We start from the raw sequence: 14,786 nt of genomic DNA, 5'->3' as shown, positions 1-14,786 counted from the left end.
CCAGCACGGCCAGCGCGTGCTCGGCCACCGTGGTGAGCTCGAAGCAGACCCGCAGATCCATCTCGATCCCGTACGCCTCCCGGTACCGGGTGATCAGCAGGACGGCCAGCAGCGAGTGCCCGCCGAGCGCGAAGAAGTCGTCCTCGACGCCCACCCGGTCACGGCCGAGCAGCTCGCCCCAGAGCGCGCACAGCTCCTCCTCCAGCGGCGTCTCCGGCGCGACGTAGGTGGTGCCCAGATCGCTGCGGCCGGGCCCGGTGGGCGGCGGCAGCGCGGCCCGGTCGAGCTTCCCGCTCGGGCCCAAGGGGAACTCGGTGACCTGCACGAACGCCTGCGGCACCAGCGCCGCCGGCAACGTGCGGGCCGGCCCGGTGCGCAGCTCGTGCGACAACTGGCTGGGCTCGCCCGTCCAGTCCACGTAGGCCACCAGCCCGCGGCCGCCCGGCGCGTCGTCGCGCAGCGCGACGACGACCCCGCGCACCCGCGGGTCAGCGGCCAGCGCCGCCTCGACCTCGCCCAGCTCGACCCGCCAGCCGTGCACCTTGACCTGGTCGTCGATGCGGCCGAGGAACTCCAGCTCACCGTCGGCGCGCAGCCTGGCCAGGTCGCCGGTGGCGTACAACCGCGCGCCCGGCGGGCCGTACGGGGCGGGGACGAAGCGCTCGGCCGTCAGCCCCGGCCGTCCCGCGTAGCCGCGGGCCACCTGGACGCCGCCGATGTGCAGCTGGCCGGGCACGCCGACGGGCATCGGCTCCAGGCGCTCGTCGAGGACGTGCAGGCGGCAGCCGGGCATCGGACGGCCGATGGGGATCACCGTCTCGCCCGGCCGGCAGGCGTGCCAGGAGACGTCGACGGCCGCCTCGGTGGGGCCGTACAGGTTGTGCAGCTCCACGCCGGGCAGGCGCTCGAAGAAGCGGGCCGCCGTCCTGGGCGGCAGTTCCTCGCCGCTGCACACCACGCGCCGCAGGGACGTGCACGACTCGATGTTCGCCTCCTCCAGGAAGAGGGCGAGCATCGACGGCACGAAGTGCATCGTGGTCACCGCGTGCCGCTTGACCAGGTCGCGCTGGTGGGCGGGGTCGCGGTGGCCGCCCGGCCGCACCGGCACGAGGCAGGCGCCCCGCAGCAGCGGCCAGAAGAACTCCCACACCGACACGTCGAAGCTGGTCGGCGTCTTCTGCATCACCACGTCGCCGGCCGTCAGGCCGAACGTCTCCTGCATCCAGGCCAGCCGGTTGACGATGCCGCGATGGGTGTTGACCACGGCCTTCGGCCGCCCGGTCGAGCCCGAGGTGTAGATCAGGTACGCGGCGTCGTCCGGCCCGGTCACCGGGTCGAGGTCGCCGGAGCCGAGGTCGTGGTCGTCCTCCAGCAGCACCGTCTCGACCGGCCCGAAGGACGGCAGGTGGCGCTGGGTGAGCAGCACCCGCGCGCCGGAGTCGGACAGCATGAACTCCAGCCGGTCCCGCGGGTACTCCGGATCCAGCGGCACGTACGCCCCGCCCGCCTTGAGCACCGCGAGCAGCGCGACGACCAGCTCGGGCGAGCGTTCCGCGCACACCGCGACGGGCCGGCCGCGCTCCACGCCGATCTGCCGCAACCGCCGGGCCAGCCGGTTGGCGCGGCCGTTGAGCTCGGCGTAGGTGAGCGTGACGTCGCCGAAGAGCACCGCGGGGGCGTCGGGGGTCGCGGCGGCCCGGGCCTCGATCAACGTGTGCAGGGTGGCGGGCTCGGCCGGCGGACCGCCGTCCCCGAGGGCCAGCACGCGCGCACGCTCGTCCGCGGCGAGCACGGGGAGCTCGGGGACCGCCCGGCCGGGGTCGGCGGCGGCCGCCTCGACCAGCGTGCGCAGGTTCGCCTCGAAGCGTTCGATCGTCTCCGGGTCGAACAGGTCGGTGGCGTACTCCAGCCGGGTGTGCAGCACCCCGTCGCGCATGTTGACGTCGAGCTGGAGGTCCACCTTGGCGGTGCCGTTGGCGATCTGCCCCTCGTTGGTGCGGATCGCCAGGTTGAACATCACCTGGTAGAGCGGCGGCACGCTCAGGTCCCGGGCCGGCTGCAGGTCCTCCACGAGCCGCTCGAACGGCAGCTCCTGGTGGTCCAGCGCCTCGGCGACCGTCGCCCGCACGCGCCCGGCCGCCTCGCGAAAGCTGGGCGCGCCCGACAGGTCCACGCGCAGCGGCACCGCGTTGACGAACATGCCGATGACCGGCTCGGTCTCGGGCAGCAGCCGGCCCGCGACCGGCGTGCCCACCACGATGTCGTCGATCCCCGACCAGCGCGACAGCACGGCGGCGTACGCGGTGAGCATCACCGTGAACAACGTCGTGTTGAGCTCCTTGGCCAGCCGCTCCACGCCCGCCGACAGCTCGGGGGAGTAGGCGCCGAGCCGGATCCCGCCCCGGTAGCTCCGGCGGGCCGGCCGCGGCCGGTCGCCCGGCAGGGCGAGGTCGGCGGGCACCCCGGCCAGCCGGTCGCGCCAGTGCACCAGCTCGGTCTCCAGGAACTCGCCGGACAACCTGCCGCGCTGCCACACGGCGAAGTCGGCGAACTGGATCGGCAGCTCGGGCAGCTTCGGCGGCCGGTCCTCGCCGAGCGCGTCGTAGCACTCCTCCACCTCGTCCATGAAGACCATGGAGGAGACGCCGTCGAAGATCGTGTGGTCGAAGACGACGGCCAGCCGCAGGTCGTCCTCGGCCAGCTTGACGTGCCGGCCCCGGTACAGCGGCGCCCGTTCCATGTCGAACGGCTGCACCGCGTCCGCCCTGGCCAGGCGGGCCAGCTCCGCCTCGGCGGCGGCCCGCGGCAGGTGGCTCAGGTCCGTCTCGGTCAGCGCCGTGGGCGGCGCGCCGGGGTGGACGATCTGCACGACCTGCCCGTCCCGGAAGTCGAACGTGGTGCGCAGCGCCTCATGACGCCGCACGACCAGATCGATCGCCCGCTCCAGCCGGCGGGGGTCCACCGGCTGCCTGGCCGCCATCGGCATGACCATGCCGATGTTGTAGACGGCCAGATCGGGCTCGAAGCGCGAAAGGAACCACATCCGCTCCTGGCCGGAGGATGCGGGGAAGGCATCACTCACTGTCCATGGCCTCTCGCAGACTCTTCGGCCGCATGTCGGTCCACACCTGCTCGATGTGCGCCAGACAGGCGTCCTTGGTGCCGGAGAAACCGGCGTCGTACCAGCCGGAGGGGTTGTCCCGGCCGGCGGGCCAGATGGAGTACTGCTCCTCGTCGTTGCGTACGACCTTGGTGTCCGTGCTGGTCTCTGTGCTGGTCTCTGGGCTCATGCGGAACTCCGGGGGAGGCGGGGGATGGTCTGGGCGGCGGGCCCGGCGGGGGCGGGCTCGGGGGCGGCGGCCGTGGCGGCGTCGATCAGGGCCGCGACCCCGGCCACGGTCGGCTCCTCGAAGAGGTTGCGCATCGGCAGCCGGACCCCGAGCTCCTTGCGGATCAGGGCGATCAGCTGCACCGCGATGAGCGAGTTGCCGCCCAGCTCGAAGAAGTCGTCGTCGACGCCGATGTGGTCGCCGCCGAGCACCTCGCCCCACAGGCGGGCGATCGTGGCCTCGGCGTCGTTGCGCGGCGCGACGTAGCCCTCGGCGGGCGCCTTGTCCTGCCGGTCGGCGACCGCCGCCGGATCGAGCTCGCTCTCGACGGTCTCCTGGGTCAGCGAGCCGACGCCGGCGACGAGCTCGGCCACCGTGCTGGCCGCCACCACGACCTGGGGGCCGAGCGGGGCGGCGAGCAGCCTGCGCAGGGCGAGGGCCCCGTCGGCCGGCCTGATCCCGGCCGCGTCGTCGGCCGCGACCGGCGACGCGGCCGGGGCGGCGACCTGGGACCCGGCGCTGGAGCGGACCCCGGAGACCACGGCCTCGGTGTCGATCCTGCGCAGGACGTAGTCGGAGATCTGCACCAGCACCGTGCCGTCGGGCGCGATCAACGTGACGTCGACGACCAGCACCTCGTCGGTGTCGGTGCTGGTGATGCGCAGATGGCTCCAGAACGCCTCGGGCAGGCTGCCGAACACGGTGATGCGGCCGTAGCCGAGCGGCAGGTAGTGGCCCTCGACCGCGACCCAGCTGAAGGTGGTGGCGGCGTCGAGCAGGGCCGGGTGCAGCCCCCACCGGTCGAGGTCGGCCATCAGCGCGTCGTTGGCCTCGAACAGGCCGAGCGCCTCCTGCTGGCCGACATGCGTGGCGGTCAGCGTCCGGTGCCAGTGCGCGCCGAGCGTGAGCAGGCCCGACAGCGGGACGCCGCCCTGCTCGTCCGCCGAGGACACGCAGCGGTCCATGATGGCGCGCAGGTCCACGCGGTCGGCGGGCGGCGGGCTCACCTTGGCCGCCGTGCCCCTGGCGTGGGTGCGGTGCGAGCCGCCGATGATGCTCTGCACCTGGAACTCGGCGCCGTCCGCCTCCGGGGTGAAGAGCACCCGTACCTCGGCGGTCGCGCCGTCGGCCACCGACAGCGGCTCGACGAACACCACGTCCCGCAGCTCGACGAGCCCGCCGTCGGGCAGCACCGCCTCGGCGGCCGTCCTGGCCAGCTCGACGTGGCCGGTGCCGGGCAGCACCGGCACGTCGGCGATGCGGTGCTCGTCCAGCACCCAGTGCGTGCCGGGCGAGAGCGTGCCGCTGCACCAGTCGAGCCCGCCGATCTCGCCGGCGTGCCGCGCGTCGAGGACCGGGTGGTCGAGCGCCTTGATCCGGTCGCCGCGCTGCAACGCGACGAATCCGGCGGGCGCCGCGGTCTCCACCGCCATGCCGACTTCCAGCCATCTGCCCCAGTTGACGCTGACGATCTGGGCGGCGTTCCAGCCTCGTCCGGCGCGGGCGTGCGCGTCGAGGAAGTTGTTGGCCGCGCAGTAGTCGATCTGCCCGAACCCGCCGGCCACCGCGGTGATCGACGAGCAGAGCACCACGGCCTCCAGCTCCAGGTCGCCGAACGCCTCCTGCAGCGCCAGCGTGCCGAGCAGCTTGGGCCGGAGCACGGCCTCGGCCGCCTCCCGCTCCTTGATCTGGGCCATGCCGCCGCCGGGCAGGCCGGCCGCGTGCACGAGCACGTCCACCCGGCCGAAGGCGGCGAGCGTCTCGTCCCTGACCCGGCGCATGTCCGCCGGATCGGTCACGTCGGCGGCCAGGGTCAGCACCCGCGCCCCGGCGGCCTCCATCCGGCCGATCGCCTCGGCGGCGCGCGCCTCGCGGGCCGACCGCGGCGGGCCTTCGGGCAGCCCGCTCCTGGACAGCAGGACGATGCCGACGCGGGCCCGCGCCGCCAGGTCCTCGGCCAGCGAGACGCCGATGCCGCCCAGACCGCCGGTGATCACGTACACCTGGCCGTCGCGCGGCTCGCCCGGCTCGCTGGTCACCTCCACCTGCTCGTACCCGAGCAGCCACCGCTTCCCGCCGCGCAGGGCGACCGGGGCCAGCAGCCCGGCCTCGCCGGGCTCCGCCGTACGGCCCAGCTCGGCGGCGACGCCCCGCACCGCCGCCGGCCGGTTCGCGTCCCCGTCCGGCGCGTCGATGTGGCGGACGCGCAGCCACGGCGTCTCCAGCGGGACGACCCGCGCGAAGGCCGCCAGCGTGGCGTGCTCCGGCCTGGTCAGGTCGCCGCCGACGACGTCCATCGTGCCCGCGGTCACCAGGTCGAGCTGCACCCCGCCCGGCGGCTGAGCCGCCGACAGCGCCTGCACGAGACCCAGGACGCCGAAGAAGCCGCGGTCCTGCGCCGCCCACGTCTGCTCGCCGCCGGTGAGCGCCCAGGCGTGCACGACCCGCTCGGGGATCTCGCCGACCGCCTCCAGCAGCGCGTCGTAGTCCTCCCGTACGGCCGGCCGCACCGTGAAGTGCCCGTCGAAGGCGCCGAACGCGGCGCCCGGCCGCACCTCCAGCACCTCGGCCCCGGAGGCGCGCAGCGCGTCGGCCAGCGCGGCGGAGTCCTCGTCCACGAAGGCCAGGCAGCGCGTGACCGGCGACGGCGTCCCAGGACGGGCCGGCGCCTGGTGCCAGACGGGCACGCCGTACCACCGCTCGGGCGGCAGGGGACCGTCGGCCTGCTGCGGGTGGGCGACGCCGCCGGCGAAGGCGCCCTGCGGGTCGGGGTCGATCCAGGCGCGCTGCCGCTCCCACGGATAACCCGGCAGCGAGACGCGGAAGCCGGGGGCGCCGAAGTCGTTCAGCTCGATGCCGTGCACCCACAGCGCGCCCACGGCCTGCGAGAAGACCGCGACGTCACCGGCCCGGTCGCGCGGGCCGGGCAGCGACGGCAGCGGGGCGATCGCGCCGGCGGCCAGCTGGGTGCCGGCCAGGCCGCACAGCTGCCGGCCCGGCCCGCACTCGATCATGATCCATTCGCCGTCGGCCAGCAGCGTCGAGACGCAGTCGCCGAAGCGGACCGGTTCGCGCACGTGCCTGGCCCAGTAGGACGGGTCAGTGGCCTCCGCGGCGGTGATCCAGGTGCCGGTCACGTTGGACAGGAACGGCAGGCTCGGCGCGGCCGGCCGGGCCGCCGCGACCAGCTCGCGGAACTCGCGCAGCATCGGCTCCATCATCGCCGAGTGGAAGGCGTGCGAGGTGCGCAGCCGGGTGCAGCCGATGCCCTCCTCCTCCAGCATCTCGGCCAGCTCCGCGATCGACTCCGACGGGCCGGACACGACGCACGTGCCGGGGCCGTTGACGGTGGCCACGGAGACGTCGTCGGGCAGCATCGGCGCGATCTCGTCGGGCATGAGCTGCACGGCCAGCATGGAGCCCGGCGGCAGCGCCTGGATCAGCCGGCCGCGCGCCGCGACCAGCCGCATCGCGTCGGGCAGGGTGAAGACGCCGGCGATGGTGGCCGCCGCGTACTCGCCGATGCTGTGGCCGATCATCGCGGCGGGCTCGACGCCCAGCGACAGCCAGAGCCTGGCCAGCGCGTACTCCACGGTGAACAGGGCGGGCTGGGTGAGCGAGGTCTGCCGCAGCGCCTCGTCGGCCTCCTCGCCGGTGGCGAAGATCTGGTCGCGCACGTCCAGGACGGCCGCGCACTCGTCGACCGCCTCGCGGAAGATCGGCTCGTTGCGGTACAGCTCCGCGGCCATGCCGCCGTACTGGGCGCCCTGGCCGGAGAAGAGGAAGGCCACCTGCGCCGGCCGCTTCGGCTTGGCGCCGGTGACCGTCCGCCTGGGGTCGGACAGCGCGGCCACCGCGTCGCCCGGCGAGGTGGCGACGACGACGGCCCGGTGCTTGAGCTCCCGGCGGCCCACGCGCAGCGTGAACGCGGCGTCGGCCAGGTCCGTCTCGGGGTGCGCGGCCAGGTGCGCGGCCAGCCGTTCGCGCGCGGCGGCCAGTGCCGACTCCGTCCTGGCCGACAGCTTCAGCAGGTGCGCGGGCCGCTCACGGGGCAGCGACGGGCGCGGCGGGGCCTCCTCCAGCACGGCGTGCGCGTTCGTGCCGCCGATGCCGAACGAGCTGACCCCCGCGCGCCGCGGGAACTCGTCGCGCTCCCACTTCGTCGGCGAGGAGACGACGTAGAACGGGCTCGCCGGGAAGTCGATCTTCGGGTTGGGGCTCTTGAAGTGCAACGTCGGCGGGATCAGCTTGTTCTCCAGCGCCAGCACCGTCTTGACCAGGCTGGGGATGCCGGCCGACTGGCCGAGGTGGCCGATGTTGCTCTTGACCGAGCCGATGCCGCACCACTGGGTGTCGCTCGTGTGCTGGGCGAACACGCTGGACAGCGCGGCCACCTCGATCGGGTCGCCGAGCGCCGTGCCGGTGCCGTGCGCCTCGACGTAGGTGACCGTACGGGGATCCACGCCGCCGACGCCCAGCGCCTGCGCGATCACCGCGGCCTGGCCGTCCAGGCTGGGCGCGGAGAAGCCGACCTTGCCCGCGCCGTCGTTGTTGATCGCGTTGCCCAGGACCACCGCGCGGATGTTGTCGCGGTCCTCGATCGCCTCCGACAGCCGCTTCAGCACCAGGACGCCGCCGCCGCTGCCCCAGGTCGTGCCGCCGGCGTCGGCGTCGAAGGAGCGGGTGTGCCCGTCGGGGGAGACGATGCCGTCCTGGTCGTAGATGTAGCCCTCGCCCTGCGGCAGGTCCAGCATGGCCGCGCCGGCCAGCGCCATGTCGCATTCGCCGTTGCGCAGCGCCTCGCACGCGATGTGGAAGGCCACCAGCGCGGTCGAGCACGCCGTGTGCACGGTGTAGCTGGGGCCGCGCAGGTCGAGCTTGTAGGAGGTCAGGGTGGCGCAGTAGTCGACGTGGTTGCCCACCATGACCGCCAGCCAGCCGGCGTTCTTGTGGGCCTGGGCGTTGCTGCGGATGTTGCGCCACTGGTAGGTGTCCGTCCCGGTCCCGGCGTAGACGCCGATCTCGCCCGGGTAGCGGAACGGGTCGTAGCCCGCGTCCTCCAGCGCCGTGTGCGACAGCTCCAGGAACAGCCGGTGTTGCGGGTCGCGGACCTCGGCCTCCCTGATCGACATGCCGAAGAACGCCGCGTCGAAGCCCTCGTAGTCGTCCAGCGTCATGGCGGCCGGCACGAAGTTCGGGTCGGCCAGCAGGCTCTCCGCCGTGCCCAGCGCCCTTTGCTCCTCCAGGGTGTACGTGGTCAGCGACTCGACGCCGTCGGCGAGGTTGCGCCAGAACTGCTGCGCGTCACCCGCTCCCGGGACTCGGCACGACAAGCCGATGATCGCGATCGGCTCGGCCGTGGGCTCGTCCGTCATGGGGCAATCCCCTTCTCGTTGCGGTTCCTCAACCTGTCTCGCCGTGAGGCCAGGCGGCGCGCCGCCCGGTCCAGCCCCGGACTGCCGCCCGCTCCATCGAGATGAGCGGCCAGCGTCCGGATCGTGGGATGCCTGAACAGCTCCGTGATCGGGATCTCGCGGCCGGTCGCCGCCCGCAGCCGGGCCTGGACCGCCGCCACGGCCAGCGAGTGGCCGCCGATCTCGAAGAAGTTGTCGTCGGGGCCGAGCCGCGGCACGCCCAGCACGGCGCGCCACACCTGGGCGACCGTCTTCTGGGTGGGGCCGTCGAGGCCGCCGCCGGCCTTCGGCTGCTCGACCGGCCGGCCGCGCAGCGCGGCGCGGTCCACCTTGCCGTTGGGCGTCAGCGGCAGCGCGGGCAGTGCCACCACCTCGCTGGGGACGGCGTGCTCGGGCAGCGCGCCGCGCAGCTCGTCCAGGATGCGGTGCGCCGCCAGGCCAGGCCGGGCGGGCACCACGTAGCCGATGAGCGTGCCGTCCTCGACCCGGGCCGCGGCGGCGCGCACGTCCCGGCAGGCGGCGAGCGCGGCCTCCACCTCGCCCAGCTCGACCCGGAAGCCGCGCACCTTCACCTGGTCGTCGGCGCGCCCGGCCGGGGTGATCGTGCCGTCGGGGTTGCGCCGGCCGAGGTCGCCGGTGCGGAACCGGTCGCCGGCGAAGCGCCGGCCGGTCAGCGCCGGATCCAGGTAGCCGTCGGCCAGGTGGCGGCTGCGGACGACCACCTCGCCGAGCTCGCCCACACCGGCCCGCCTGCCGTCCGGCGTCACGACGATGATCTCGCTGCCCTCGACGGGCCGGCCGATCGGCACGACCTCCGGGTACGGCTCCGCGAGCTCGTGCCACGCGTGCGCCTGCGGCGTCTCGGTCGTGCCGTAGAAGGCGACGATCCGGGCATCGGGCACGAGCCCCCGCAGCCGGGCCGCCTGGATGCCGGTGAACAGGTCGCCGCCCACGCCAGCCAGCCGCACGTCGGGCAGCGTGCCGCCGGTGCCCGCCAGCATCGCCGCGAGCTGCGGCGTCAGGTGCAGGACGGTGATCGCGTGCTCGCGCAGCCAGGTGACGAGCTTGCCGGGATCGCGGACCAGCTCGTGCTCGGGCACGAACAGCTCGGCGCCCGCCACGGCCGGCACGAACATGTCGCGCAGCGCCGGATCGTGCGCCGGCCCGTGCAGCAGCGCGAACCGGTCGTGCGGCCCGACGGCGAAGGTGCGGACGTACCAGGACAGGAAATGGGCCAGCGGCCGCTCGCCGGTGACCACCGCCTTGGGGTCGCCCGTGGTGCCCGAGGTCATCGAGAGGTAGCCGGGACCCGGCAGCAGGGCGCCGCCCTCGCGCAGCTCGACCGCGCCGTCCCGCAGGACCGCCCGCGCTCCGGCGGCGGCGATCTGCCGCTCCTGGACGGCGGCGGGATAGGCCGAGTCGATCACCACCCACCGCGCCCCCGCCGCCAGCACGCCGAGCAGCACCCCCGGCAGCTCGGGCACCCGGGAGGCGACGACGGCCACCACGGCCCCCGGCTCGACCCCCGCGCCGCGCAGCGCCGCCTCGGTCCGCCGCCGCGCCCCGGCGTGCGCGTCGCCGGCCAGCTCCAGCAGGCCGGGCCCGTCCCAGGCCGGCAGCTCGGCGTCGGGGGGCTCAGGGCGTACCTGCCCGGTCAGCGACTCGCCGAGCAGCTCGACATAGCCGTCCACCAGCGCCGTCATGCGCTCGGCGGAGAACAGGTCGGGGTTGTAGACCAGCTCCAGCGCGTAACCGCCGCGCTGCTCGCCCACGTACATCGTCAGGTCGAACAGCGCGCCCGGCAGCCCCGGCCGCAGCGTCTCGCTGGCGCAGCCGTCCAGGTCCAGATGGGCCTGCGCGAAGTTGTACATGTTGAACATGACCTGCGTGATCGGGTTGCGGCTCAGGTCGCGCGGCAGCCGCAGCGACTCCAGCAGCTGCCCGAGCGGCACGTCCCGGTGCCTGATCGCGGCGTTCAGCTCGGCCGCGCACGCCGTCACCTGCCCGGCGAAGTCGCCCCGGGGGCGCAGCCGCAGCGGCAGGACCTGCACGCACATCCCCACCAGCGACTCGAACGCCACGTGCGGCCGGTCGGCGTAGGCCGCCCCCACCACCAGGTCGTCCCGTCCCGCCAGGGTGGCCAGGCGGCGTCCGAAGGCGGCCAGCAGCACCGCGTACGGCGTGGTGCCGAGCTCCGCCGCCAGCTCGGCCACCCGGCCGGCCAGTTCCGCGTCCACCTCGCCCCGGACGGCGGCGCCGCGGAAGGTCTGCGCGGGCGGCCTGGCCGCGTCCCTGGGCAGGTCCAGCACCAGCGGGGCGTCGTGCAGGCGCTCGCGCCACCAGCCCAGCGCCTGGCCGTCGCCGTTCGCGCGCAGCCAGCGCACGTAGTCGGCGAACGTGTGCTCGCCCGCCTCGACCGGCTCGCCGCGGTAGGCGGCCGACAGGCCGCGGAAGAGCACGTCCTGCGACCAGCCGTCGAACACCAGGTGGTGCGCCGTCAGGCAGAGCACGTGCTCGTCGGGGGCCAGCCGGAGCAGCCGCGCCCGGAACAGCGGCCCGGCGGCCAGGTCGAACCGTTCCCGCGCCTCCTTCTGCAGCGCCGCGTCCAGCTCGGCGGGGGAGAGGTCGTCGATCGGCAGCGGCACCTCGCTCGGCGGCGCGACCGTCACGTCGGGGATCCCGTCGCGCGAGGCCACCCGCCAGCGCAGCGCCTCGTGGGCCGCCACCACGGCGGTGAGCGCCCGGCGGAGCGCGGCGACGTCGAGCGGGCCCCGGATCCGCTCGGCCATCGCGATGTTGTGCGCGGCCGACTCGGGCGCCAGCTGCTCGACGAACCACATCCGGCGCTGGGCGGGGGAGAACGCGGCCGGGCTGCCGGTGGGCGGCGCGGCGGCGGACGCCCGCTCCGCGCCCGCCACCAGCGCGCGCAGCGCGCCGTAGGTCCGGCCCTCGTACACGTCCTGGACCGAGACCACCCGGCCCAGCTCCGCGCGCACCGCGGCCACCAGCCGCATCGCCCGCAGCGAGTGGCCGCCGCGCTGGAAGAAGTCGTCCTCGTCGTCGGGGACGGGCGCCTCCAGCACCCGCGCCCAGATCCCGGCCAGCCCGCTCGCCGTTCCCCGCTCCCGCTGCGACTGCGCCCGCAGGGCGGCCAGGTCCACCTTGCCCGAGGCGTTCAGCGGGAGGAGCGGCAGCCGGACCAGCCTGGTCGGCAGCATGTACGGCGGCAGCCGCACCGCCAGGTCCTCGCGCAGGGCGGCCAGGTCGGGCGCGTCCTCGGGCGTCACGTAGGCGACCAGCTCGCCCGCGAAGTCCACCACCGCCTGCCGCACCCCGGGATGGGCGCGCAGCGTCGTCTCCACCTCGCCGATCTCCACGCGCTGCCCCTGGACCTTGACCTGGCGGTCGAGGCGGCCCATGAACGCGATCTGGCCGTCCTCCTGCCACGCGACGTGGTCGCCGGTCCGGTACAGCCGCGCGCCGGGCTCGTCCGAGAACGGGTCGGGCACGAACCGCTCGGCCGTCAGCGCCGGCCGGTCCAGGTAGCCGCGGCTGACCTGCGGGCCGCCGATCAGCAGCTCGCCGGGGACGCCCGGCGGGCACTCGTTCATGTCCTCGTCCACGATGTACGCCCGGCAGCCGGTCAACGGCCGGCCGATCGGCAGCGGACGCTCCCACACGCCGTGGAACTCGCCGCCCACCACGACGACGGTCAGCTCGGTCGGGCCGTACAGGTTGTGGAAGCGGGTGTGCGCCGACCAGCGCGCCACCTGCTCGGGCGGGGGCGGCTCGCCCGCCGTCACCACGTCCCGCAGGTGCGGCAGCCGGCTCGGGTCCACCAGCGGCAGCAGCGCGGGCGGGAGGTAACCCCAGGTGACGTCGTGCCCCTCCAGGAAGTGCTGCAACCGGGCCGGGTCCACGCGGTCCTCGTCCGGCACGAGCTGCACGCAGCCGCCGACGGTCAGCGGGAGCACCATGTCCATGATCGAGGCGTCGAAGCCCAGCGCGGAGAAGGCCATCGAGCTGCAGCTCGCGTCCAGGCCGAAGCGCGCGACGGTCGCGGTGACGAAGAAGACCGCGTTGGCGTGGCTCACCACCACGCCCTTGGGCCGTCCGGTGGAGCCGGAGGTGTAGATCACCCACGCCGCGTTGCCCGCGACGGCGCCGCTCTCCCGGGGTTCGGCCGGCCCCGGCTGGAAGGCGTCGACGAGCGTGGCGGCGCAGCCGTCCAGGAGCTCGTGGCCGCGCTCGTCCACGACGACCACCGCGATCCCGGCGTCCGCCAGCACCTCATCCAGCCGCCGGCGCGGATGCCCCGGGTCCAGCGGCACGTACGCCCCGCCCGCCAGGTGCACGGCCAGCACCGCCACCGGCATCAGCGGCGTGCGGCGGGTGCACAACCCCACCCGCGACTCCGGCCCGACGCCGAGCTCGCGCAGCCGGGCCGCCAGCGCCCACGCCCGCTCGACCAGCTCGGCGTAGGTGAGCACGTTCTCCCACTGCCGGACCGCCGGGGCGTCCGGGGTCCGCGCGGCCTGAGCCGTGATCAGACTGCTGAGGAGTGTCATCCTGCGGCCTCCACACCCGGCCGTACCAGCCGGCCTCGCCGTACCGTCTCGAAACGCAGCAGGAAGCTCGGCGCGCGCAGGGCGATCGCGGCCATCGCCCGGCCCAGCGGCAGGTGCGTCACCCGCCACCCCGCCAGCCACTCCGCCTCAGCACCTGCTTCGGGGGACGCCTCGGGCACCCACGTCCGGCCCGGACGCTGCCCGGCGAACCCGAACCGCGCCGGGTCCACCCGCAGCCCGTCACCGGACGCCTTCAGCAGCGCCTCCTTGGCCGTCCACGTGCGCAACGCGCTGTGCAACCGCAGTTCCTCGGGCAACGCGGCGAACTCGTCGCGCTCCCGCTCGTCCAGCATCCGCTCGAAGAACGTCTGCTCGTCCGCCGGCGGGCGGAAGCGCTCCAGGTCGGCGCCCACCTCCCGGCCGGTCGTCAGCGCGACCAGCACGAGCCCGCCCGACTGGGCGACGCTGTAGGTCAGCGCGGTCCCGCCGTACGGCAGGCCGCCGGACCGGCCGGGCGGCTCGGCGAGGCCCGGCTCGACCCCGTACTCCCTGAGCAGCCGCCGCAGCAGCACCGACCTGCCGACGAAGCCGCGCCGGCCGTCCTCCTGCCGGAACCTGGCCGCCCGCGCCGCCTCCCGCGGCGACAGCTCGTCGAGGGACGCGCACATCTCGGGCAGTTCGTCGAGGTCGGCCAGCCACACGTGCACCTCGTCCGCGGCCAGGCTCCGCTCCGGGCCGGCCGCGATCGTCCGCGCCACCTCCTCACCGTGCGTGGCGAGGAAGAGGTGGGCGGCGTCGAGCGTGTGCAGGCGGAAGGTCGAGGAGGTGTGGCGGGCCCAGGCGAGCATGGTCGGGTGGGTGACCTCCCGGTCGTGCGCGCCGGCGAAGGCGACGATGGGCACGTCCAGGGGCTCCTGGCGGGTGAAGCGGTAGCGGCGCAGCCACTCCATGTCCGTCCGCAGCGCGGGGATGAGCAGGGCCTTGACCTCGGGCTGCGTGCGTAACTCCGGGGGCGCGCCGAGCCGCAGGATGAGCTCGTCGACCAGGTCCTCGTCGCCCAGGCCCGTCCACCGTCCCAGCGTCTCCTGGCGCTCCGGCGGGTGCGCGGCGCCGACGTAGAGGCATTCGGGCGCCCGCACGCCGAGCCGCCGCAGCTCGCGGACCACCTCGAAGGCGACCCGGCCGCCCATGCTGTGCCCGTAGATCGAGTACGGCGTGCGCTGCCGGGCGACGACGGCGCCGATGGACCGGGCGATCAGCTCGGGGGAGAGGGCTCCGGGCTCGGCCACCCGGCCCTCCCGGCCGGGCAGCATGGCCACCCGCACGTCCAGGACGCCGTCGAACGCCTGCCGCCAGGCCCAGAAGGCGGTGACGTCCCCACCGGCGTAGGGGAGGCAGAAGAGGGTCCGAGCGCCGGGCGGGTATCGCGTCAGCGAGGCGAACGGTGTCTCGGACAGCGGCTGTTCTTCTGGCAT

5 protein-coding genes (1 of these 5 running past the window's edge) are annotated in these 14,786 nt (G+C 74.8%); all 5 read right to left on the bottom strand.

All coding sequences use genetic code 11. The annotated features are described in order from the left end of the window. Tightly spaced (each overlapping or abutting the next), the 5 genes in view from ACWEJ6_RS37705 to ACWEJ6_RS37685 form a layout consistent with a single transcriptional unit that may run on beyond the window. A protein-coding gene (locus tag ACWEJ6_RS37705; protein WP_452430062.1) for a non-ribosomal peptide synthetase crosses the window boundary here: on the bottom strand, positions 1 to 3,082 show its 5' portion. 59 nt of this gene lie to the left of the window's left edge; only the first 3,082 of its 3,141 coding nucleotides appear in the window; it begins with the start codon at positions 3,080 to 3,082; the stop codon falls past the left edge of the window. After that, a complete protein-coding gene (locus ACWEJ6_RS37700) occupies positions 3,075 to 3,290 on the bottom strand; it encodes an MbtH family protein (RefSeq protein WP_452430060.1) in 216 nt (71 codons plus the stop codon). The genes ACWEJ6_RS37705 and ACWEJ6_RS37700 overlap by 8 nt, the downstream gene beginning before the upstream one ends. Beyond that, positions 3,287 to 8,704 carry an SDR family NAD(P)-dependent oxidoreductase gene (locus tag ACWEJ6_RS37695; protein WP_452430058.1) on the bottom strand — a complete coding sequence of 1,806 codons (5,418 nt, stop codon included), beginning with the start codon at positions 8,702 to 8,704 and terminating at the stop codon, positions 3,287 to 3,289. Before ACWEJ6_RS37695 ends, ACWEJ6_RS37700 begins: the two co-directional genes overlap by 4 nt. Further along, positions 8,701 to 13,311 carry an amino acid adenylation domain-containing protein gene (locus tag ACWEJ6_RS37690; protein WP_452430056.1) on the bottom strand — a complete coding sequence of 1,537 codons (4,611 nt, stop codon included), beginning with the start codon at positions 13,309 to 13,311 and terminating at the stop codon, positions 8,701 to 8,703. The genes ACWEJ6_RS37695 and ACWEJ6_RS37690 overlap by 4 nt, the downstream gene beginning before the upstream one ends. Beyond that, complete coding sequence (locus ACWEJ6_RS37685; protein ID WP_452430054.1) at positions 13,308 to 14,786, bottom strand: thioesterase domain-containing protein; 1,479 nt, start codon at positions 14,784 to 14,786, stop codon at positions 13,308 to 13,310. The genes ACWEJ6_RS37690 and ACWEJ6_RS37685 overlap by 4 nt, the downstream gene beginning before the upstream one ends.

The organism is Nonomuraea sp. NPDC004702 (assembly GCF_053601695.1).
The sequence above is the reverse complement of the archived record's forward strand: the minus strand, read 5'-3'. Positions and strand labels throughout refer to the sequence as shown.

What these genes read in the sequence shown, in the direction of transcription:
- ACWEJ6_RS37700 (WP_452430060.1), bottom strand. Translation starts at nt 3,290, where the DNA reads ATGAGCCCAGAGACCAGCACAGAGACCAGCACGGACACCAAGGTCGTA.
- ACWEJ6_RS37695 (WP_452430058.1), bottom strand. Translation starts at nt 8,704, where the DNA reads ATGACGGACGAGCCCACGGCCGAGCCGATCGCGATCATCGGCTTGTCG.
- ACWEJ6_RS37690 (WP_452430056.1), bottom strand. Translation starts at nt 13,311, where the DNA reads ATGACACTCCTCAGCAGTCTGATCACGGCTCAGGCCGCGCGGACCCCG.
- ACWEJ6_RS37685 (WP_452430054.1), bottom strand. Translation starts at nt 14,786, where the DNA reads ATGCCAGAAGAACAGCCGCTGTCCGAGACACCGTTCGCCTCGCTGACG.